Below are 20,962 nucleotides of genomic sequence, written 5' to 3' on the forward strand. Positions count from 1 at the left end.
CCCCTGTCGAACTCGATGTACGCCACACCGGCCCCCGGCGCGGCGCCGAGGGCCGGTGTCCGGTCCCGCTACAAGCCGGGCCATCCCCGCTGCGGCCCCCACTGCTGGGACGGCGGCTGCGGCGGCGGGCCCCACCCCGGCGGCCCGGACGGCATCTTTCGCGCCGCCTTGACCCGGACCGCCGCGGCGGTGCCGGGCAGCCACCAGATCACCGCGAGCATCGCCGCGAGCAACAACGTGGGAACCAGCGCGACCATGGCGAATGCGAGATCGATGAAGAGCAGAGCCACTTCGGCCAACACGACCAGCGTGAGCAGCACGGCCGAAGCGACCCTGGCCCAGTCCCGGCCGCTGCCCGCGATGCTCGCGAACACCCCGAGCGCGAGGAAGACCAGGATCATCACGCTCCAGACCAGGATGTCGTCCCCCGAGACGTAGCCTCCGGAGACGTTGGCGACAGTGATGGCGGCGCCACCGCAGTTGATCAACGACAGCACCAGGCTGCCCCACATCGCGACGCCCAGGATGGCGGTGGACGGCGGAGCCACCGGCGGACCCCACTGCGGCGGCGGCCCGTAGCCCGGTGGTCCGGGTTGGTGGTTGAACGGATGAGGACTGGTCACCAAGTTCCCCCCTTGGATCGACGGTGAAACGCCGCCAGCCCCCGGCGAAGTACCGGGGGCTGGCGTCATGGAACTGGTGGAACGGCTCGGCCTACTGCTGGCCGGGCCACCCCTGCTGCTGACCCGGCTGACCGGGCTGCTGCCCCCACTGCTGCTGGGGCTGCTGCGGGGCCTGCTGGCCCCACTGCTGCTGCTGCTGCGGAGCCTGCTGGCCCCACTGCTGCTGCCCCTGCTGCGGCTGGCCCCACTGGCCCTGCGGCTGACCCCAGCCCGCCTGCGCGGGCTGCGGCATCTGCCCGGCCTTCGCCCGGACCTCGGCCACCGTGGCGGGCAGGAACCAGAGGGCCGCGAGACCGCCGAAGAGCAGCAGACCGAAGATCGACTGCGGCGCGAAGGCGACACCGATCATGCTGACCAGGCTGAGCACCACGACCCCGGCCGCCGAGCCGCCAGCAGCGAGGCGAGCCCACTCCTTGCCCTGCCCGGCGAACCAGGCGAACGCGGCCGTACCGGCGCAGGCGAGCAAGGTGATGATCGCGAGGATCAGGCTGAAGTAGATGGTGCCGGTCCCGGTGCTGGACCTCGGGATGGGAACGCGCCCGCCGAACTGACGGCTCAGATCGTCAAGACCGCTCTGGAGCTTGCTCAGCGCCGACAGCCCGTCGATCGCATTGATCAGCGAGATGATGCCGATGATCGTGAACAAGCCGCCGACCGCGATGCTGGACCACATCGCGATCTGCAGCATCGGCGGACCACCCTGGCCACCCGGCTGGCCCCAGCCCTGCTGCTGACCCCACTGCTGCTGGGGCTGCGGCTGGCCCCACTGGCCCTGCGGCTGCGCGCCGGGCTGCTGCTGGGCACCCCACGCGGGCTGCTGGAAGCCGCCCGAGGGAGTACCGGCCTGCTGCGGGGGCTGCTGCCCCCACTGCTGCTGGGGCTGCTGGGCGCCCCACTGCGGTTGCTGCGGCTGGGCGCCGGGCTGCTGCCCGTAACCCTGCTGCGGCTGCGCGGAGGCGCCACCTCCCGCGACCACCTGGGTCGCGTCGGCGGAGGCGTCGGCGGGCGCCGACTGCTGCGGGGCGGACGAGGAGACCACCTGGGTCGCGTCCGCACCGCCGCCGAGGGCGGAGCTGATCCCCTGCGCGCCCTCCTGGCCGGCGCCATGCGTTGTCGTCGGGAGATCTCCCGCCGTGGACGGTGTCTGCTGCTCCGCCGCGGCCCCTCCCTTGTCCTTGTTGTTCTCGCCTGGTGCCTGCTGGCCGCCCTGGTTGGTGTTGTCGGGCGGCTGAGGAGCGGTCATCGGGTTCCTACCCCCTTGGCCTGGCCGGTAAGTCCGTGTGCGGCAACGCTAGCGGATGCTCCGAACGGACCAGAGGCGCAGTGGCTGTGGTCGGATTGTGTCGATCTTCACGGTCAACGGCCGGCGAGGAAACCCAGCACGTCCTGCCGGGTCACCACGCCTGCCGGTTTGCCATCCTCCAGCACCATCGCCCCGTCCGCATCGGACAGTGCCTTCATCGCGGTGCTGATGGCCTCACCGGCGCCGATGGTCGGCAGCGGCGGGGACATGTGCTGTTCGACGCGGTCGGTCAGCTGGGCGTTCCCGGTGAACAACGCGTCGAGCAGATCGCGCTCGTTGAGCGCTCCGGAGACCTCGGCCGCCATGATCGGCGGTTCGGCGTTCACCACGGGCATCTGGGAGACACCGAACTCCCTGAGCACCGCGATGGCGTCGGCGACGGTCTCGTTGGGGTGTGCGTGCACGAGCTCGGGGAGGGTGCCGTCCTTGCGGCGCAGCACATCCCCGACGGTGTGGCTGTTCTGGTCCGGCGGCAGGAAGCCGTAGGAGGACATCCAGGAGTCGTTGAACACCTTGGACAGGTAGCCGCGCCCGCCGTCCGGCAGCAGCACGACGACGACGGCCTCCGGCCCGAGCCCCGCGGCCACCCGGAGCGCGGCGGCCGCCGCCATCCCGCAGGAGCCGCCGACCAGCAGGCCCTCCTCGCGGGCGAGGCGCCGGGTCACGTCGAAGGAGTCGCCGTCGGAGATCGCCACGATCTCGTCGCAGATCTCGCGGTCGTAGGTGGTCGGCCAGAAGTCCTCGCCGACGCCCTCGACCAGGTACGGGCGGCCGGTGCCGCCGGAGTAGACCGAGCCCTCCGGGTCGGCACCGATGATCTTGACCTTGCCGCCGGAGATCTCCTTGAGGTAGCGACCGGTCCCGGAGATGGTGCCGCCGGTGCCGATGCCCGCGACGAAGTGGGTGATCCTGCCTTCGGTCTGCCGCCACAGCTCCGGGCCGGTGGAGTGGTAGTGGCTCTCCGGGTTCTCCGGGTTGGCGTACTGGTTGGGCTTCCAGGCGCCGGGGATCTCGCGGACCAGCCGGTCGGAGACGTTGTAGTAGGAGTCCGGGTGCTCGGGCGCGACCGCGGTCGGGCACACCACGACCTCGGCGCCGTAGGCCTTGAGGACGTTGCGCTTGTCCTCGCTGACCTTGTCCGGGCAGACGAACACGCACTTGTAGCCCTTGCGCTGGGCGACGAGCGCGAGACCGACACCGGTGTTGCCGGAGGTGGGCTCCACGATGGTGCCGCCGGGGCGCAGCTCGCCGGAGCGCTCCGCCGCCTCGACCATGCGCAGCGCGATGCGGTCCTTCACGCTGCCGCCGGGGTTGAAGTACTCGACCTTGGCCAGCACGGTCGGTGCCAGGCCCTCGGCCAGCGAGTTCAGCTTGACCAGCGGGGTGTTGCCCACGAGGTCGACAATGTGTTCGGCGTACTCCACCGGTGCTTCCCTCTCAGCTGTCTGCGCGACCGCGGGGAGGTGCCCACCCGTGCGGCCTGTGGCGTGCCGAGGGTAGTCGCAGCCACCACCAGCGCGAAGTCCGGTATGGGCGGTCGTGGCCGACGGGTGCCCCGTTCAACCCCCCATGCGGAACAATCGGAGGCGAGTTCTGCGTCTTCTGGGGGAGTCGGCCGATACTCGTCCAGCGATGGTCGACGGCGGCCGGCGGAGGGAGGTACCCGGCAGTGGCTGGTCTGCGCGCGCTGCGGATCGCGGCGGCGGCCGCCGGAGCCCTCGGTGGGCTCTCCGGCGCCGTGTACAGCCTGTTGAACGAGCAGTCGCGGCGGGCGCGGCGGATCATCGGCCTGCCCGAGGCGCCTCCGCCGCGGGCGGACGGGGTGTACCTGCCGACCGGCGAGGGACCGCTGGCGCCGGACGATCCCGCGGTGCCGGAGACGCCGTTGTCCTTCGCGATGATCGGCGACTCGATCGCCGCCGGGCTCGGCGTGGAGACCGCGGCCGAGCTGCCCGCCGTGCTGCTGGCCAAGGCGCTCGCCGAGGAGTCGGAGCTGCCGGTCCGGCTGACCACCTACGCGGTCAGCGGCTCGACCAGCCGGGACCTGGAAGGGCAGGTGGACCTGGCGCTGCGGCGGCCGCCCGACCTGGCGCTGGTGATCATCGGCGGCAACGACGTGACCACCCAGATCCCGATCAGGACCTCGGCGGCGCTGCTGGAGAAGCACGTCGGCAGGCTGCGCGCGGCCGGGGCCGCGGTGGTCGCCGGGACCTGCCCGGACCTGGGCGCGGTGCGGCCGATCCCGCAACCGCTGCGCTCGTTGGTGCGCTCGTGGAGCCTGCTGCTGGCCAAGATGCAGCACCGCGCGATCGAGAAGGCCGGTGGCGTCCCGGTCCCGCTCGCCGACCTTCTCTCGCCGGAGTTCCTGACCCGCCCGGCCGAGCTGTTCAGCGCCGACCGCTTCCACCCCTCCGCGGCCGGGTACCAGATCTCCGTCGAAGTGCTGCTGCCCGCGCTGTGCAGTGCCATCGGCGTGTGGCAGGGCGGACCGATAGCCGATCCGCCGACCCGGTCGGCCGCGGCGGAGGCGATGCGGCCGAGCAGGCGGATCGCCGCGCGGATCGAGGCGGCGCGGATCAAGCGCTCGCACCGCCACAACTAGGGTTACCGGCGAGTAATGTCGAGCTGGAGCCACTCGGACGAAGGAGTCCCGCGATGCCAGAAGCCGTGATCGTCGCCGCCGCTCGTTCCCCCATCGGCCGTGCGGGCAAGGGCTCGCTGGTCGACGTCCGCCCCGACGACCTGACGGCGCAGGTGATCACCGCGGCGCTGGGCCAGGTCCCGCAGCTGGACCCGCGCGAGATCGACGACCTGATGCTGGGCTGCGGCCTGCCCGGCGGCGAGCAGGGCTTCAACCTGGGGCGCGTGGTCTCGGTGCTGCTCGGCCACGACCACCTGCCCGGCTGCACGGTGACCCGCTACTGCGCCTCCAGCCTGCAGACAACGCGGATGGCGCTGCACGCGATCAAGGCGGGCGAGGGCGATGTGTTCATCAGCGCGGGCGTCGAGATGGTCTCGCGCTTCGCCAAGGGCAACTCCGACGCCTGGCCGGACACGCACAACCCGGTCTTCGCCGAGGCCGAGGCCCGCACGCAGCGCGTCGCCGAGAGTGGAGCGAGCGAGTGGCACGACCCGCGCGAGGACGGCGCGGTCCCCGACATCTACATCGCGATGGGCCAGACCGCGGAGAACCTCGCGCTGCTCAAGGGCGTGAGCCGGGAGGAGATGGACCACTTCGGTGTCCGCTCGCAGAACCTGGCCGAGCAGGCGATCGCCAACGGCTTCTGGGCCAGGGAGATCACCCCGGTGACCACGCCGGACGGCACCGTGGTCAGCGCCGACGACGGCCCGCGCGCCGGGGTCACCTACGAGAAGACCTCGACGCTCAAGCCGGTGTTCCGCCCGGACGGCCGCGTCACCGCGGGCAACTGCTGCCCGCTCAACGACGGCGCCGCGGCCCTGGTGATCATGAGCGACACCAAGGCGCGGCAGCTGGGCATCACCCCGCTGGCCAGGATCGTCTCGACCGGCGTCTCCGGGCTCTCCCCCGAGATCATGGGCCTCGGCCCGGTCGAGGCGTCCAGGCGGGCGCTGGCGCTGGCGGGCCTGTCCGTCGGCGACATCGACCTCGTCGAGATCAACGAGGCGTTCGCGGCCCAGGTCATCCCGTCCTACCGGGAACTGGGCGTCGACCTGGACCGGCTCAACGTCAACGGCGGGGCGATCGCGGTCGGCCACCCGTTCGGCATGACCGGGGCCAGGATCACCACCACGCTGATCAACTCGCTGCGCTTCCACGACAAGCAGTTCGGCCTGGAGACGATGTGCGTCGGCGGCGGCCAGGGCATGGCGATGGTGCTGGAGCGCCTGAGCTGACCTCGCGGTTTCACGCCAGCCTGCAACGACGGGCGGGGCACGGCGTCCCGCCGGATACTCGCCGGATGATCTCCAGGAAGCACGCCTTCGCAGGCGTCCTCGGCGGCACCCTGCTCGCGGCCTCCGTCCTCGCTCCCGCCTCGGCGGCCGCGATCCCGGGCTGCGGTGAGACCTGGCACAGCACGCACGTGGGCGTGTACCGCACCTGCCTGCAGTGCGCCGCCGCCGGGCAGGAGTACCAGCGGGCGGGCGGTGGCGCCAGCCGCGTCGGCATCTCGTGCACCGCGATCACGGGCACCGGCGGCCACCACGACCTCGGCGTGTGCGGCAGGAACGGCCCCATCACGATCAACGGGCGCGAGTTCATCCAGTGCCACAAGTGATCTGAACCCACCGAGGTACGCCGGCCTTCAAGTCCGGCGAACTCCGGACAGCGGAACGGCCCCGGTCGAGGTGACCGGGGCCGTTCCGCGCGTCGTGCGGGTGCCTTATTCCTCGCGGAGCAGGGCCAGCAGGCGCAGGATCTCGACGTAGAGCCACACCAGCGAGGCCACCAGCCCGAAGGCGGTGAACCAGGCCCACTTGGCCGGGTAGCCGGCGCGGACCATCTCGTCGGCCTGGTCGAACTCCAGCAGCAGGGTGAACGCCGCGATCACGATGAACAGCAGACCGATGCCGATGCCCATCCAGCCGCTGCGCAGGCCCAGGCCGCCCGGGACGAAGAAGCCCACGAGCAGGTTGGCCAGCATCAGCACACCGGCGCCGATCACACCGGCGACGACCATCTTGGTCAGTCGCGGGGTGACCCGGATGGCGCCCGTCTTGTAGACGATCAGCATGCCGATGAACACCGCGGCCGTGCCGATGATGGCCTGCACACCGATGCCCTGCAGCTGCGGGATCGACTCGAACAGCCCGGTGAGGGCACCGAGGACGACACCCTGGGCAGCGGAGTAGATCAGCGTCAGGGCCGCGCTCGGCTTGGGGCGGAAGCACATGAAGATCGCGATGCCGATGCCCACGAGGGCGGCGGGCAGCGCGAGCGCGTACATCGCGGGCCCGCTCATCGCCGTCAGAACACCGGCGAGGATCACGGTGCCCAGTGCCGCCGTGGTCTTCAGGACCACGTCGTCGACGGTGATCGGCCGTTCGGCGGTGGGGGGCGCCGACGGGTAGGGGTCGTAGCCGGCGGCCTGACCGCCGTGCTGGAACGAGGCGTATCCGCCGCTGCTCGGCAGGTTGCGGAACGCCGGGTTGCTCGAAGTGCGCACCTCAGTCCTCCAGGAACGTGTTCACACCGTCCGCCGAGTACAACGTCGGTCGACGCGCTGGGGTTCCCGGGACGGTTAAAGGCGACTTTACTCTTGGCGCCCCGGCGGCACCCCGGGGTTCGGTCAATCGGTGCCGATCTTTATTCTTCGATGTCTGCTGCACCACATACCGGCGGTACGTGACGATCTCCAGCGACCGTTCGTGGATCTTGATACGACCGGGTGCACCAGCGAATTAGACCGAATGTGCTAATTCACCAACGCAACGCGCACGTTGTCCTCCTCCGGTTGTCGCCCCGACGGTGGCTTGTGACCGATCCGGGGGCGCCGAAACCATCGTCGCGGGTGCCGTACACCATGATCGGCATCAAGATCAACCGAGGAGCCGTATGTCTGGCCAACGGCTGGGCCACCGCAGGCTGCTCGCGGGAATCACCGCGGGCGCACTGCTCACCATCGCCGGATCGCTGGCACTGCCCGCGGTCGCGGGCGCGTCCGGAGAGAAGCTGGGACAGCACACCGACGCCCAGCCCTACAAGAACAACCCGGAGCCGAAGGACTGGCTCGGGTCCTACGACTGGCGCGGCAAGCAGGTCTGGTGCGTGCGCTTCGGGCTCACCGTGCCCGCCGACGACGTCGAGTACACGCAGGCGACGGGCCCGCTGACGAACAAGTGGGGCGAACCGCTCGGCAAGGACGTCGCGGCGAAGATCTCCTACCTGCTGCTGCGCTACCAGGACACCACCGCCGCGCACGAGGCCGCCGCGCTCGCGCACGTGCTGCACGTGTGGACCTCGGGCACCACCGATCCGGGCAGGCTCGACCCCGCCAACGCCTTCGACACCGTCGGCTACGACGAGAAGTTCCACTTCGACCGGCTCACCGAGGAGGCCAGGACCTCCGTGCGGGCGTTGCGCGAGGACGCCGACGCGCACTTCGGGCCGTGGAAGGTCGAGCTGACCGCGCCGAAGGACGACCAGATCATCGGCAAGGCGGGCAAGTGGCAGCTGACCGTGGTTTCCGCGACGGGCAAGCCGGTCGGCGACGTCCCGGTGAAGCTGGCGGCCACCGACGGGACGCTGGGCGGCGGGGAAGCCGTCCGGACCCCGGAGGACGGCAAGCCGCTGAGCATCGCGCTCACCCCGACCGGCGAGGCGCCGAAGCTGAGCGCCTCGGTGGAGAACCCGAACGCTGACCCGGTGCTGCTGATCCCGTCCAACCCGAAGGCGCAGCAGATCATCACCACCGGCGGGCAGAGCACCGCGAAGGCCGAATCGGAGGCCAAGGCCCGCACCGCGCCGGGCATCGTCAAGCTCAGCAAGGTCGACGCGGCGACCGCCAAGGGCGTCGCCGGGGTGGCGCTGCGGGTGACCGCGGCCGACAAGACCTCGGCTCTGGTCAAGCAGGACGGCTCGAAGCTCGTCGGCGCGGACGGCAAGCCCGCGGTGCTGCAGACCGGGCAGGATGGTGTGGTGACCATCGCCGACCTGAAGACGCCCCAGGAGGCGTGCCTCATCGAGGTGGCCCCCGCTCCCGGCTACGAGGAGGGCTTCGACCCCGCTGCGCCGCCGAGCGTGTGCGGCAAGCTGACGCCCGGGGCGACGCTCGCGCTGACCCTGACCAACAAGCCGAACACCCCGAAGATCACCGTGCCGAAGACCATCCCCGCCGGTGACCTCGGTGATCTGGCCCTGGTCAGCGGTGCCACCACGAGCAGCGTGAACACCCACGCGCTGGTCGCGGCGGGCGTGCTCGGCGCCACCGCGGGCGCGCTCGGCCTGCTGGTGTGGCGCAGGAGGGGCGCGCGCCGGTGATGGCGAAGGAACAGGCCCTCTACCCGAGCTGGTCCGGCCGAGGTCCGCGCACCAAGGCCGGCATCGGCCTGTTCGTGGTCGCCGCGGTCGCGGTCGGGATGGGCATCGCCGGGCTGGACCTGCGGACCTCGGTGACCGGCGAGGCGGTGGACGCGGTGAACTCCCCGGCGCGACCACCGGTGCAGCTGCTGCCGGGGACGGACCTGAGCGATTCGACGACCAGCGTGCGCCGCTGGGGCCTGCCCGGCGGTGTGGTGAGCGCCCCGGCACCGCCCCCGCCGACCGCTCCGGAACCGTCGTCCGGGCAGAAACCGGGCACCGTGCGGTTACCCGGTGGCGGCACGGCGACGTTGGTGCGCAAGGAGGTCGGGCCCGACGCGACCCTTCCGGTGCCGGAGGGCGTCCGTGAGGCGACGTGGTGGGGCGCGGGCCTCGGCGCGCCGATCGGGGCGACACTGCTGGCCGGGCACGTGAACTTCCGCGGTGCCGTCGGGCCGTTCAACGAGCTGTGGAAGGCCGAGCAGGGCCAGGACGTCACGGTCTCCGACTCCGACAGCAAGGTGTTCCGCTACAGGATCAGCGAGATCATCACGCTGCACAAGAACGAGCTGCCCGACTCCGCGGAGCGGCTGTTCTCCCAGCAGGGGCCGCACCGGCTGGTGCTGGTGACCTGCGGAGGGCGCTGGGTGGGCGGCGATCTCGGCTACAACGAGAACCGCATCGTGGTGGCGACGCCCCAGGTGTGACGACGGGCCGGAGTCCACAGTGGACTCCGGCCCGCGTTCGCGCGATCAGTTGCCGTCGGCGCGGTGGATCTCGCTCGGCGTCATCACGTAGAGCGAGCCGTCCGGCGCCGCCTCGACGGCGCGGGTCCTGCCGAGGCTGGTGTACAGCTTCGACCCGGCCCCGCTGGTGGTCAGCTTGTACGTTCCGCCCTTGAGCGAGGCCATGTACAGGCTGCCCTTGTAGTACTCCAGCCCGCTCGGCGTCGCCAAGGAGGTCGGCCACGACTGCACCGGGTTGGTCATGCCCGCGGTGCTGCAGCTGCCCTCGCAGGTCGGCCAGCCGTAGTTCTTCCCTGCGTCGACCTTGTTCAGCTCGTCGCGGTAGCTGGCGCCGATATCGCTGACGTAGAGCTGCTTGTCCACCCACGCCAGGCCCTGGACGTTGCGGAAACCCTTGGCGTAGACCACGGAGCCGGGCTTCGGGTTGCCGGGAGCGGGCTTGCCGTCCACGGTCATCCGCAGCACCTTGCCCGCCAGCGAGGTGTCGCTCTGCGAGTTCGACCCCTTCTGGGCGTCACCGGTACCGGCGTAGAGGTGGCCGTCCGGGCCGAACTCCAGCCTGCCGCCCTGGTGGTTCTCGGCACCCCTGGGAATGCCGGTGAGGATCGGCTGCGGGGTCTGGCCCAGCTTGAGCTTGGCGATCCGGTTGTCGTTGGCGGCCGTGTAGTAGATGAACACGGTCTGGTCGGCGGCGTAGTTCGGCGACACCGCGATGCCGAGCAGCCCGCCCTCGTTCGAGATCGACACGCCGGGAATCGTCTGCACGGTGGTGACCGCGCCCGCCTTGTCCAGCTTGCGGATGCGCGCCTTGTTCTTCTCGGTGAACAGCGCGCTGCCGTCGGGCAGGAAGTCCAGCCCCCATGCCTGGCTCAGGCCGCTGGTGATCTCGGTGATCGTCCTCGGTTCCACGTCCGCGGCGGCGTTGCCCGCCGAGAGCGTCCCGAGCGCGGTGAGGGCCGCCACCGAGCCCACGACCACGCCGCGACGCGCTCCAATCCTCTGGTTCATTACCTCTCCTCGCTAGCCTCACCAGCCGCGCGGATTGCGCAGGGACGGATTCAGGTACATAAACTTCAATGTGAATCCGGTTAATCAGGTAAGCGCTAGCCGGAGGAGCCAGTCAAGAGGTAAAGGTAGTTTCCGAAGGGTCCGTCAAGGGGCTGGCGTTCGGCGTCCGACCGAACTACGGTTGTGATGTCCACCATGTGAAGTTGATCGACGGGAGTGGTCGTGGAGAACACCGAACACCTTGAGTGGGTCATGCCCGACTTCACCGAGTACGACACTCCGATGGAGGTCACCGCCTACGCGGCGCGCGCATGAGCGCCCCGGGTGCGTGATTGGCTCAAACGCCGTGCGCGGCGATCCGAACTGGCGGCGGTCTGGTCGCCGCGCACGGTTTTATTGTGGGCGGAGAGTTCGGTGGACACTGAGCTGTTGACAGAAGAAGAATTCGTAACCGCATTACGCGGACTGGCTCCGCGATACTGGGGGTCACATCCATTTCACCGCAGACTGCATTCGGGTGAACTGAGCCGGGACGAGTTGCGGCGGTGGGCGGCGAACCGTTGGTACTACCAGTGCGTGCTGCCGCAGAAAGACGCCGCGATCATTTCCAACTGCCCGTTGCCCGAGGTCAGGCGGCTGTGGGTGGACCGCATCGTCTACCACGACGGGGTCACCGACGGCGAGGGCGGCGCGGAGAAGTGGCTGCGGCTGTGCGAGGCGGTCGGGCTGAGCCGGGACGAGGTGCTGGACCAGCGGCACGTGCTGCCCGGGGTGCGCTTCGCCGTGGACGCCTACGTGGACTTCGCCAGGCGCAAGCCCTGGGTCGAGGCGGTCGCCTCCGGGCTGACCGAGATGTTCTCCGGACACCTCATGCGGCGCCGGGTCACCGACATGCTGGCGAACTACGACTGGATCGACCGCGCGGACCTGGCGTACTTCACCACCCGGATCGACGCGGTCTCCGGCGAGGGCAAGCAGACCCTGGACCTGGTGGTGAAGCACAGCGTGACCCGCGAGCAGCAGGACCTCGCGATCAAGGCGCTGTCCTTCAAGTGCGATGTGCTGTGGAGCATCCTCGACGCGCTGGAACTCGCTGGGGCACAACGTGATCAGAGCTGAGCAACGACCACGGTTGCGACGCGGAGTGCGGCTGGGCTTCGACAAGGTGCGGCGGACGCACGTGCTGTTGTTCCCGGAGGGCGTGGTCATGCCCAACGCGACCGCGGTGGCGGTGCTCGAACTCTGCGACGGTGAACGCAGCGTCGCGGAGATCGTCGCCGCGCTGTCCAAGACCTACCGGGGAGTTCGGATCGAGGACGTCCAGAACGTGGTGGCGCGCTTCGTGGAACGGCACGTGGTGGAGGTAGCCTGATGTCCGAAACGACACAGATGCCTCACGCCGCGGCTCCCCTCGGCCTGCTCGCCGAGCTGACCCATCGCTGCCCGTTGCACTGCCCGTACTGCTCCAATCCCCTGGAGCTCATCGCGCGGCAACAAGAACTGAGCACCGAACAGTGGTTCTCGGTACTGGACCAGGCCCGCGACCTCGGTGTGTTGCAGGTGCACCTGTCCGGCGGGGAACCGTTGGCGCGCAACGACCTCCCCGAGATCGTCAGCCACGCCAGGGACCTCGGCTGCTACGTGAACCTGGTGACCTCGGGCGTCGGCCTGACCACCCCGCGCCTGGCCGATCTCGTCGAGCGCGGCATCGACCACGTGCAGCTCTCGCTCCAGGGCGCCTCGGAGACCAGCAACAACGCCATCGCGGGCGCGCGGGTGTTCAAGCACAAGCTCATCGCCGCCGAGGCGGTCGCCGAGGTGGGGGTGCCGCTGACGGTGAACACCGTGCTGCACCGGCGGAACCACGGCGAGATCGCCGAACTCATCGCCATGGCGGAACAGCTCGGCGCGGAACGGCTCGAACTCGCCAACACCCAGTACTACGGCTGGGCGCTGCGGAACCGGACGGCGTTGATGCCGACGCGGGAACAGCTCGACGCGGCGGAGCCGATCGTGCGCGAGGCAACCGAAAGGCTCGCGGGCAGGATGCAGATCGTGTACGTGGTGGCCGACTACGCCGACGCGCACCCGAAGCCCTGCATGCACGGCTGGGGTGCGCGGCAGCTCACCGTCGCCCCGGACGGCACGGTGCTCCCCTGCCCCGCCGCCACCGCGATCACGACGCTCGAACTGTCCTCCGTCGTGGACACACCGCTCGCGGAGATCTGGTACTCCTCCACGTCCTTCAACGCCTTCCGCGGAACGGACTGGATGAGCGAACCCTGCCGGAGCTGCCCCCGCAAGGAGACCGACTTCGGCGGCTGCCGCTGCCAGGCCTTCCTGCTGACCGGGGACGCCGCGGCCACCGACCCGGTCTGCTCGCTCTCGCCGAACCGCGGCTTGGTGGACGACATCCTTGCCGAGCAACCTGCCGAGGACCCGCTTGCGGGGTCGAGCATTGCTCCTGTGGACGTGGAACTGTCCATGCGAGCCCCTACCACCGGGAGGTTCCGTTGAGGGTCACCCTGCTCGGGACGGCCGCCGGTGGTGGCTTTCCCCAGTGGAACTGCGCCTGCCGGATGTGCGCCGCGTGTCGGGGCCGTGCGGCCGGCGTCCGCCCGCGCACCCAGGACTGCATCGCGGTGAGCCCGACCGGCCGCGGCTGGTTCCTGGTCAACGCCTCCCCCGACATCCGCGCGCAGATCGTGGCCTCCCCCGACTTCACGCCCGGCCCCGGTCCGCGCGACACCCCGCTCCGCGGAGTCCTGTTGACCGACGCGGAGCTGGACCACGCGCTCGGCCTGGTGATGCTGCGCGAAGGCGGCGGGCTGCGCGTGTGGGCGCCTCCGGCGGTCGCACACGCCCTGGAGCACGATTTCGGCGTGCGCGGGGTGGTGGCGCGCTACCGGCAGTGGGACTGGGAGATCGCCGAGCCCGGCGCGGAGTTCGAGATCACCGAGCCCGGTGGCGAACGCCTGCTGGTGACCGCGATCCCGGTGAGCGGCAAGCGCCCGCGCTACGCGGCCGACTCCGCCGCCGAGGGGCACTGGGTGTGCGCGTACCGGATCAGCGACCCGGCGACCGGCGGAACGCTGCTGTACGCGCCGTGCCTGGCGTCCTGGCCCGAGGGCTTCGACGAGCTGGTCGCGGGCGTGGACTGCCTCATCCTGGACGGCACCTTCCACTCGGCCGGGGAGATGCCCGGCGCGACCGGGAGCGCGGTCGGCGGCGGGGAGCAGAAGTCCATGGGGCACATCCCGATCAGCGGCCCCGGCGGCAGCCTGGAGCTGCTGCGGGCCCATCCCCGGGTACGGCGGATCTACACCCATCTGAACAACACCAACCCGGTGCTGGACAAGGGTTCGCCGGAGCACGCGGAGCTGGCGGCCGCGGGCGTCGAGGTGCCGCGGGACGGAACCACCTTCGAACTCTGAGCACCGTGATCGAGATCACCCGGTCGGATCGGCGCCACACTGTTCGACGGTTGCCGAACCGGCGGATGCGCCGGGCACGCGAACCGGGCTCACGATCCGTGTTCGGCGCGCACGAACGAGTGCACTAGCAAGATCAACTACAGGCCCCGGATGCTACGTGCAGTGACCCCGAAAAGACGGCGCTGACCAGCGAAGAAGGGATCCTGCTAGGGTTCTGGACGATCTTGGTCCGCACGTTCGGACCGACGTCTCGATGGTGCCCCCGGACGGATTCGAACCGACACCTGTGACCCTTTTAAGGGGCCTGCCTCTACCGATTGGGCTACGGGGGCAGCGGGCAGCCTAAGCGGTCGACCCCGCTTTGTGGGAGCCGTACGTGACAAGTCGCCCATGAGGCCCAATTTCTGTAACGCGCCGCACCGGCCATCCGGCGGTAGCCGCGGTCAGCGCGCGCCTCTGGCCGCCCGGAGTTCGGCGAACCGCGTCGCGACCCACTCGTGCACCGCCTCGGAGACGTCCGGGCTGCCCGCCCGGTGCTCGAACCAACGCCAGTCGCAGCTGACGTTGACCTCCAGGAAGACGTGCTCCGAGCCGGTCACCAGCAGGTCGAACGCGGCGACCTGGACCCGCCAGTGCCGGGCCAGCGCGCGCAGCCGCTGGGCGAGCGTGTCCGGGATCTCCGCCCTGGTGACCGTCACCGCGTCCGGGTCCACCCAGAGCTGCGCCGGGTCGAGCTTGTCCACCCGGTAGGCGATCAGCTTCTCTCCCACCACGAAGACCCGCAGCTCGCCCTCGGCGGAGACGTACTGCTGCACGATCACCGGGGCCGGCTCGGGGACGTCACCTGCCCTGCTGGTGTCCAGCGGGCGCGGGAACAACCCGTGCAGCGCGCCCGGACGCGGTTCGAGCAGGTGGTGCCCCGCCGTCTTGACGATGCACTGGCCGCCGCCGGGCCTGCTCCGGCCGGGCTGCGTGGTCACGGCGGTCCTCGGCACGCGTAAGCCGAAGGAGCGCGCGTCGGCGAGCTGGGTCAGCCGGTCCAGGTGGCAGGTGGCCCTGGTCGGGTTCACGTGCTCCCAGTCGGTGCGGCCGGAGAGCCAGTTGGCCACCGAGCGCCACTGGTCCACCGAGTACGAGCCGTTGATCGTGCGCGGGTCGACCGGGACGGCCGTCAGGTCGAAGTGCCTGCGCCACACCAGCATCGGCCGCAGCAGCCGCTGGTCGAGCTCGATCAGCGGGGCGTCGGTGTAGACGGTCAGGGCGAGGTTGAGGCAGCGGTCGGCGTCGATGCGGGCCATCCGGATGCCGCGCTCGGCCAGTGCCAGGGAGAGCTCGTTCATCTCCATGTCGGCCGCCCTGGCGAGCACCAGGACGCACGGCACCGGGTCGCCGTCGTCGTCGACGAGGCCCATCTCGTGCACCCGCTCCTGGAAGTCCAGGCAGGTGCTCGGGGACCGGTAGTAGTAGTCCTGGCCCTGCAACAGCAGCGGAGCGGGCCGGGGTGAGGTGGTGGCGGGGGCGGCCGGTTCGGCGACCGGCTGGTGGGGTGGGAGCAGGGCGCCCTCCTGCTCCCACCCGACACTCGACATCTCTAGTCGTCCTTCTTGCGGAAGACCTTCCGCGCCTTGGCGTACTCCGAGGCGTAGTCGGCGAGCGCGCTGTCGTCGGCTCTGCCCTGGCGGACCAGGGCGGCCAACTCCTTGATCGACATAGCGGTCACCTCTTCTCCGGTGTGATGCCTCACACGTTCAGGTGATGCACCTCGCGTAGTCTCGGTTTCAACCTCACGCAATGTCAAGGCAACCTTAAATTACCGTCCACTGTCCGGGCTGTCGACGCGAGCCGTCCGGACCACTGTGACCGCGGCCGCCGCACAAGATCGCTACCAGGCCGTACCGAGCACTGTAGTCAGCTCCTAGCTGCGCGAACAAAATCCGCCTTGGGGTCGTTGATCTGACCGAGCGAGACCACCTCGCGCCGGAACAGCAGCGCCAGGGTCCAGTCCATAACGATTCGGAACTTGCGGTTGAAGGTCGGCATCCGGCTCATGTGGTAGGTGCGGTGGATGAACCAGGCCGGGAAACCCTTGACCCGCACGCCGAACAGCTCGGCGACCCCGCGGTAGAGACCGAGGCTGGCCACCGACCCGACGTGCTTGTGCCGGTAGGGCTTCGGCTGCTTCCCGCGCAGCACCGCGACGATGTTGTCGGCCATCTGCCGCGCCTGCCGCACCGCGTGCTGGGCCGACGGGCTGCAGGTGGCCTGCGGGTCCTGCTCGATCTTGGCGAGGTCCGGGACGGCGGCGCAGTCCCCGGCCGACCACGCGTCGCGCAGTCCCTCGATCTGGGTAGTGGAGGTGCAGCGCACCCGCCCGCGCGCGTCCCTGGGCAGGTCGGTGTTCTCCAGCACCGGGTTGGCCTTCACCCCGGCGGTCCAGATGATCGTCTCCGAGTCGAACTCGGTCCCGTCGTCGAGCACCACGTGCCCGTCGACCATGCTCTTCACCCGGGTGTCCAGGTAGACCTGGATCCCCCGCTCGGCCAGCCGCTCCACGGTGTAGACGCCCATCCGCGGGCTGACCTCGGGCATGACCCGGCCGGTCGCCTCGACCAGCACCCAGCGCATGTCCTCGGGCTTGATGTTCTCGTAGTAGCGGGTCGCGTAGCGCGACATGTCCTCGAGCTCGGCCAGCGCCTCGATGCCCGCGTACCCGCCGCCGATGACCACGAAGGTCAGCAGCCTGCGGCGCAGCTCGGGGTCGACGGTGGTCGCGGCGAGGTCCATCCGCGAGAGCACGTGGTTGCGCAGCAGGATCGCCTCGCCCACGGTCTTGAAGCCGATGCCCCGCTCGGCCAGGCCGGGGATCGGCAGCGTCCTGGCGACCGAGCCGAGCGCGGAGACGAGCACGTCGTAGCCCAGCTCCTCGACGTGGCCGTCCGGCAGCTCGACGGTGGCCACCTTGTCCGCGTGGCTGATCTTGGTGACCCGGCCGGTCAGCACGTGGCAGCGCTTGAGCGCCTTGCGCAGCGGGACCACGACGTGCCGGGGCTCGATGGAACCAGCGGCCGCCTCGGGGAGGAAGGGCTGGTAGGTCATGTGCGGCTGGGGGTCGACCACGGTGACCGAGGCTTCCCCGGCTTTCAGCTTGGACTGCAGCCGCAGCGCGGTGTACATGCCGACGTAACCGCCGCCGACGACCAGAATGCGAGTGGGTTGAGACCTCACAGCAGCCATACACGAATGGTCGCACCCGCATGGCGCGAACGCCGGACAAATCGCACGTGTTCTGGCACTCAGCGGAGGACGAAACCCCAGGTCGCCCCGCGAACGTGGTCAGCGGCACACGCCCGTGTGGACCTGTCAACTGAATCGGTCCACCACGCCGTGATCACCCGACCACCCGCTGTCACTGACCTGAATGAGTCGTTCGGTGCGTTGAAGCGCCCCGAGGACCCGTGGATGTGCGGACCCGGCTTGCTAGGTGAGGCCTGCGGCGTGCTTCGCGGCGGAGAGGACGGCTTCGACCATCGCGGGGGTCAGGCGGCCGGACATGGTGTTGCGCTGGCTGACGTGGTAACAGCCGAACAAGGCCAGCGGAGGGCCGTCGTCGGTGGCGGGGAGGTCGACGCGCACGCCATGTCCGAACTTGGGACGGGGCACGGGCACGGCCCACGAGGAGGACGCCAGGACGGGCAACAGCGCCTGCCAGCCGAACGCGCCGAGGACGACCACGGCGCGCAGGGTCGGGCGGAGCAGGCGGAGTTCGGCGCAGAGCCAGCGGCGGCAGTTGTCGCGTTCCTGGGGAGTCGGCATGTTCTCCGGCGGCGCGCAGCGCACGGGGGAGGTGATGCGCGTTCCGATGAGCCGGAGGCGGTCGTCGAGCAGCCCGGTGTCGGGATGGGTCGCCTGGGCCTGGTTGGCGAGGCCGACGGCGTGCATGGCCGCGAACAGGACCTCTCCGGAGCGGTCGCCGGTGAACATGCGGCCGGTGCGGTTCGCGCCGTGCGCGGCCGGGGCGAGGCCGACGATCCCCAGTGCGGCGCCGGCGGGGCCGAAGCCGGGCACGGGACGGCCCCAGTACTCCTGGTCGCGGAAGGCGGCGCGTTTGACCACCGCGACCTCCTCGCGCCAGGCGACCAGTCGCGGGCAGGCGCGGCAGGAGATCACCGCCGCGTCGAGGGCTTCGAGGTCCACGCCGATCAGGGTGCCCCACGTAACGGAAGGACAAAGCAGTTGCGGAGTTCAACTAACAGTCCCGGCGACCCCAGCTAAGGTCGCGTCATGCCAGAGAAAGACGCAAAGGAGCCGAAGGGCGCCAGCGACAAGGAGCTCGACACCGAGACCCCGTCTCGGCCCGTTGAGCCCGTCGACGACCTGGTGACCACACGGCACGCCCTGACCATCAAGCGCCGCAAGCTGAACTACACCGCGACCGCCGGGCGCGTCGTGCTCCGCAAGGAGGTGCACACCGACGGCACCTTCGACGGTCACAAGCCCAAGGCCGAGGTCTTCTTCACCTCCTACACCGTGGACGGCGGCTCGACCGACCGCCCGGTGACGTTCGCGTTCAACGGTGGTCCGGGCTCGTCGAGCGTCTGGCTGCACATGGGCGTCCTCGGCCCCAAGCGCGTGCTGAGCGGGGACGCGGGTGAGCTGGTCCCGCCGCCCTACGGTCTCACCGACAACGCCGAAACCCTGTTGGCGCACAGCGACCTGGTGTTCATCGACCCGGTGTCCACGGGCTACTCGCGCGCGACGACCGGTGAGAAGCCGGGTGACCACCACGGCTATACCGGCGACCTGGAGACGGTCGCCGAGGTGATCCGCCTGTGGACCTCGCGCAACGGCCGGTGGATGTCGCCGAAGTTCCTCGCGGGCGAGTCGTACGGCACGCTGCGCGCGGCGGGGCTCGCGGAGCACCTGCAGACGCGGTTCGGCATGTACCTCAACGGGCTCATGCTGATCTCCAGCGTGCTGGACATGGGCTCGATCCGGTTCACCCCCGGCAACGACCAGCCCTACGCGCTGTTCCTGCCGACGTACGCGGCGATCGCGCACTACCACGGCCTGCACGGTGATCGGCCGCTGGCGGACGTGCTCGCGGAAGCCGAGGAGTACGCCGCGCACGACTTCCTGTGGGCTCTCGGCCGCGGAGCGCGGCTGACCGAGGAGGAGCGCGCCGAGGCGGTGCGGAAGGTGGCGTCGCTGACCGGCCTCTCCACCGACTACGTGGACCGCGTGAACCTGCGCATCGAACACGTCCGCTTCTACACGGAGCTGCTGCGCTCGCGCGGGCTCGTGGTCGGCAGGCTGGACGGCCGGTTCACCGGCTGGGAGCGCGACGGCGGGGTCGAGGCCTTCGCCAGCGACCCGTCGATGACGGCGATCACGGGCCCCTACGCCGCGGCGCTGAACCACTACGTGCGCACCGAGCTCGGCTACGCCAACGACCTGCCCTACGAGATCCTGTCGCGGCGCGTGCACCCCTGGTCCTACAAGGAGTTCGAGAACCGCCACGTCAGCGTGGCGGGGAAGCTCGCGGAAGCGATGCGCGCCAACCCGTTCCTCAAGGTGCACGTGGCTTCGGGCTACCACGACGGTGCGACGCCGTACTTCGCCGCGGAGCAGGTGTTCGCTCAGCTCCAGATTCCCGCGGAGCTGCGCGACAACATCGAAGTGAAGTACTACGAGGCCGGACACATGATGTACGTCCACGAGCCCTCGCGCATCCAGCAGTCCAAGGACCTGGCCGCCTTCGTGAAGGCCGCCTCGAACCGCTGACGCCGTGCCGTTCGCGGGCCCAGCGCCCGCGAACGGCCGCTCCGCATCACGCGAGCGAGAGCGCGATCCCGTCGAGGATGTCGTGCTCGCTGGCGATCAGTTCGGTGATGCCCGCGCGCTTGGCGAACTCGTCGGCGAGGGAACGCAGCACGAGCGCCCCGCCGTTGATCACGTCGACCCGGCCGGGGTGCATCGGCCCCAGCGCGGCGCGCTCGTCGTGCGTCATCGCGAGCAGGCGGTCGGAGACCTGGTGCACGGTGTCCACCGGCATGCGGTGCAGGTGCACGCGCTCCGAGTCGTACTCCGGCAGCTCCTGCGCCACGGCCGAGATCGTGGTGATGGTGCCCGCGACGCCGACCCAGGTGCGGGCCGCGCGCACGTCCACCGCGTCGAAGGCCTCGGCCAGGATCTCGGCGACCACGCGCTCCGCCTCCGCGCGCTGGTCGGCGGTCGGCGGGTCGTCGTGCAGACACCGCTCGGTGATCCGGACGCAGCCCACGTCGACGGAGCGCGCCGCAGTGATCTCCGCGCGCACGCCGTCCCAGGTGCCGACGACGACCTCGGTGGAGCCGCCGCCGATGTCGGTCACCACGAACGGGCCGTCCTCCGGTTCGAGGTCGCCGACCGCGCCGGTGAAGGACAGCCTGGCCTCCTCGTCGCCGCTGATCACCTCGGCCTCCGCGCCGAGGGTGGCGCGCACCATGCCGAAGAAGTCCTCGCGGTTGCCCGCGTCCCTGGTCGCCGAGGTCGCGGTCATCCGCACCCGCTCGGCACCCTTGCGGCGCAGCACCGTGGTGTAGTCGGCCAGCGCGGCCCTGGTCCGCTCGATCGCCTCGGGCGCGAGCAGCCCGGTCGCGTCGACCCCCTGGCCCAGCCGGACGATCCGCATCTCGCGGTGCACGTCGCGCAGCCAGCGGCTGCCGTCCTCGCGCACGGTCACATCGGCGACGAGCAGCCGGATCGAGTTGGTTCCACAGTCGATCGCTGCGACCCGTGGCATGCCAGAC

20 protein-coding genes and 1 tRNA gene are annotated in these 20,962 nt (G+C 70.3%); 11 read left to right on the forward strand and 10 right to left on the reverse strand.

The features are described from left to right. Nucleotides 1–68: 68 nt before the first annotated feature. The 3 genes from BLT28_RS24375 to BLT28_RS24385 form a co-directional block, all read right to left on the reverse strand. The gene (locus BLT28_RS24375; RefSeq protein WP_156050536.1) at nt 69–623 is read right to left on the reverse strand and encodes a hypothetical protein; all 555 of its coding nucleotides are present in this window, start codon (nt 621–623) and stop codon (nt 69–71) included. Between the two features lie 91 nt (nt 624–714). Further along, a complete protein-coding gene (locus BLT28_RS24380; RefSeq protein ID WP_030427578.1) occupies nt 715–1,926 on the reverse strand; it encodes a hypothetical protein in 1,212 nt (403 codons plus the stop codon). A gap of 113 nt (nt 1,927–2,039) precedes the next feature. After that, nucleotides 2,040–3,410 (reverse strand): cystathionine beta-synthase, encoded by a 1,371-nt coding sequence (locus BLT28_RS24385; protein WP_030427577.1) that lies wholly within the window; start codon nt 3,408–3,410, stop codon nt 2,040–2,042. A gap of 245 nt (nt 3,411–3,655) precedes the next feature. Here BLT28_RS24385 and BLT28_RS24390 point away from each other — a divergent pair, with 245 nt between their 5' ends. The 3 genes from BLT28_RS24390 (at nt 3,656) to BLT28_RS24400 (ending at nt 6,245) form a co-directional block, all read left to right on the forward strand. Continuing rightward, entirely contained in the window at nt 3,656–4,588 is a 933-nt protein-coding gene (locus tag BLT28_RS24390; protein WP_043810248.1) for an SGNH/GDSL hydrolase family protein, read from the forward strand. Between the two features lie 53 nt (nt 4,589–4,641). Further along, complete coding sequence (locus BLT28_RS24395) at nt 4,642–5,862, forward strand: acetyl-CoA C-acetyltransferase (RefSeq protein WP_030427575.1); 1,221 nt, start codon at nt 4,642–4,644, stop codon at nt 5,860–5,862. A gap of 65 nt (nt 5,863–5,927) precedes the next feature. Next, nucleotides 5,928–6,245 (forward strand): hypothetical protein, encoded by a 318-nt coding sequence (locus tag BLT28_RS24400; protein ID WP_030427574.1) that lies wholly within the window; start codon nt 5,928–5,930, stop codon nt 6,243–6,245. Nucleotides 6,246–6,350: 105 nt separating this feature from the next. Here BLT28_RS24400 and BLT28_RS24405 read toward each other — a convergent pair whose 3' ends face one another. Next, nucleotides 6,351–7,133: a Bax inhibitor-1/YccA family protein gene (locus BLT28_RS24405; RefSeq protein WP_030427573.1), complete on the reverse strand. Its 783-nt coding sequence runs from the start codon at nt 7,131–7,133 to the stop codon at nt 6,351–6,353. Nucleotides 7,134–7,522: 389 nt separating this feature from the next. Here BLT28_RS24405 and BLT28_RS24410 point away from each other — a divergent pair, with 389 nt between their 5' ends. Both BLT28_RS24410 and BLT28_RS24415 read left to right on the forward strand, forming a co-directional pair. After that, nucleotides 7,523–8,947 carry a collagen binding domain-containing protein gene (locus BLT28_RS24410; RefSeq protein WP_030427572.1) on the forward strand — a complete coding sequence of 475 codons (1,425 nt, stop codon included), beginning with the start codon at nt 7,523–7,525 and terminating at the stop codon, nt 8,945–8,947. Beyond that, a complete protein-coding gene (locus BLT28_RS24415) occupies nt 8,947–9,693 on the forward strand; it encodes a class F sortase (RefSeq protein WP_052406910.1) in 747 nt (248 codons plus the stop codon). The genes BLT28_RS24410 and BLT28_RS24415 overlap by 1 nt, the downstream gene beginning before the upstream one ends. Nucleotides 9,694–9,738: 45 nt before the next feature. Here the strand turns inward: BLT28_RS24415 and BLT28_RS24420 are convergent, their stop codons facing one another. Continuing rightward, on the reverse strand, nt 9,739–10,740 hold the full coding sequence (locus tag BLT28_RS24420; RefSeq protein ID WP_052406909.1) for a PQQ-dependent sugar dehydrogenase: 1,002 nt from the start codon (nt 10,738–10,740) through the stop codon (nt 9,739–9,741). A gap of 222 nt (nt 10,741–10,962) precedes the next feature. Here BLT28_RS24420 and pqqA point away from each other — a divergent pair, with 222 nt between their 5' ends. From pqqA to pqqB, 5 genes are all read left to right on the forward strand, one after another. Beyond that, a complete protein-coding gene (pqqA, locus tag BLT28_RS40425; RefSeq protein ID WP_231950403.1) occupies nt 10,963–11,055 on the forward strand; it encodes a pyrroloquinoline quinone precursor peptide PqqA in 93 nt (30 codons plus the stop codon). Nucleotides 11,056–11,169: 114 nt separating this feature from the next. After that, complete coding sequence (gene pqqC, locus BLT28_RS24430) at nt 11,170–11,859, forward strand: pyrroloquinoline-quinone synthase PqqC (protein WP_211256727.1); 690 nt, start codon at nt 11,170–11,172, stop codon at nt 11,857–11,859. Next, nucleotides 11,846–12,112: a pyrroloquinoline quinone biosynthesis peptide chaperone PqqD gene (gene pqqD / locus BLT28_RS24435; protein ID WP_030427567.1), complete on the forward strand. Its 267-nt coding sequence runs from the start codon at nt 11,846–11,848 to the stop codon at nt 12,110–12,112. Before pqqC ends, pqqD begins: the two co-directional genes overlap by 14 nt. Further along, nucleotides 12,112–13,257 carry a pyrroloquinoline quinone biosynthesis protein PqqE gene (pqqE, locus tag BLT28_RS24440; protein WP_081900037.1) on the forward strand — a complete coding sequence of 382 codons (1,146 nt, stop codon included), beginning with the start codon at nt 12,112–12,114 and terminating at the stop codon, nt 13,255–13,257. Before pqqD ends, pqqE begins: the two co-directional genes overlap by 1 nt. Further along, nucleotides 13,254–14,174, forward strand: coding sequence for a pyrroloquinoline quinone biosynthesis protein PqqB (gene pqqB / locus BLT28_RS24445; protein ID WP_030427565.1), 921 nt, complete (start codon nt 13,254–13,256; stop codon nt 14,172–14,174). Before pqqE ends, pqqB begins: the two co-directional genes overlap by 4 nt. A 254-nt stretch (nt 14,175–14,428) precedes the next feature. Here pqqB and BLT28_RS24450 read toward each other — a convergent pair. The 4 genes from BLT28_RS24450 to BLT28_RS24465 all read right to left on the reverse strand — a co-directional run bounded on the left by BLT28_RS24450 (nt 14,429) and on the right by BLT28_RS24465 (nt 18,368). After that, nucleotides 14,429–14,506 (reverse strand) — tRNA-Leu (locus tag BLT28_RS24450). A gap of 111 nt (nt 14,507–14,617) precedes the next feature. After that, the gene (locus tag BLT28_RS24455; RefSeq protein ID WP_231950404.1) at nt 14,618–15,763 is read right to left on the reverse strand and encodes an ATP-grasp domain-containing protein; all 1,146 of its coding nucleotides are present in this window, start codon (nt 15,761–15,763) and stop codon (nt 14,618–14,620) included. Nucleotides 15,764–16,082: 319 nt separating this feature from the next. Next, nucleotides 16,083–17,408, reverse strand: a complete 1,326-nt coding sequence (locus BLT28_RS24460) for an NAD(P)/FAD-dependent oxidoreductase (protein ID WP_030427563.1) — start codon at nt 17,406–17,408, stop codon at nt 16,083–16,085. Nucleotides 17,409–17,651: 243 nt separating this feature from the next. Then, nucleotides 17,652–18,368 (reverse strand): uracil-DNA glycosylase, encoded by a 717-nt coding sequence (locus BLT28_RS24465; protein ID WP_211256726.1) that lies wholly within the window; start codon nt 18,366–18,368, stop codon nt 17,652–17,654. Between the two features lie 87 nt (nt 18,369–18,455). Here BLT28_RS24465 and BLT28_RS24470 point away from each other — a divergent pair, with 87 nt between their 5' ends. Further along, nucleotides 18,456–19,955: a S10 family peptidase gene (locus tag BLT28_RS24470; RefSeq protein WP_030427561.1), complete on the forward strand. Its 1,500-nt coding sequence runs from the start codon at nt 18,456–18,458 to the stop codon at nt 19,953–19,955. Nucleotides 19,956–20,001: 46 nt separating this feature from the next. On the opposite strand, the gene BLT28_RS24475 is transcribed toward BLT28_RS24470, so the two are convergent. Further along, nucleotides 20,002–20,955: a Ppx/GppA phosphatase family protein gene (locus BLT28_RS24475; RefSeq protein ID WP_030427560.1), complete on the reverse strand. Its 954-nt coding sequence runs from the start codon at nt 20,953–20,955 to the stop codon at nt 20,002–20,004. Nucleotides 20,956–20,962: the final 7 nt, after the last annotated feature.

Source organism: Allokutzneria albata (genome assembly GCF_900103775.1).
Classification (GTDB): Bacteria; Actinomycetota; Actinomycetes; order Mycobacteriales; family Pseudonocardiaceae; genus Allokutzneria; species Allokutzneria albata.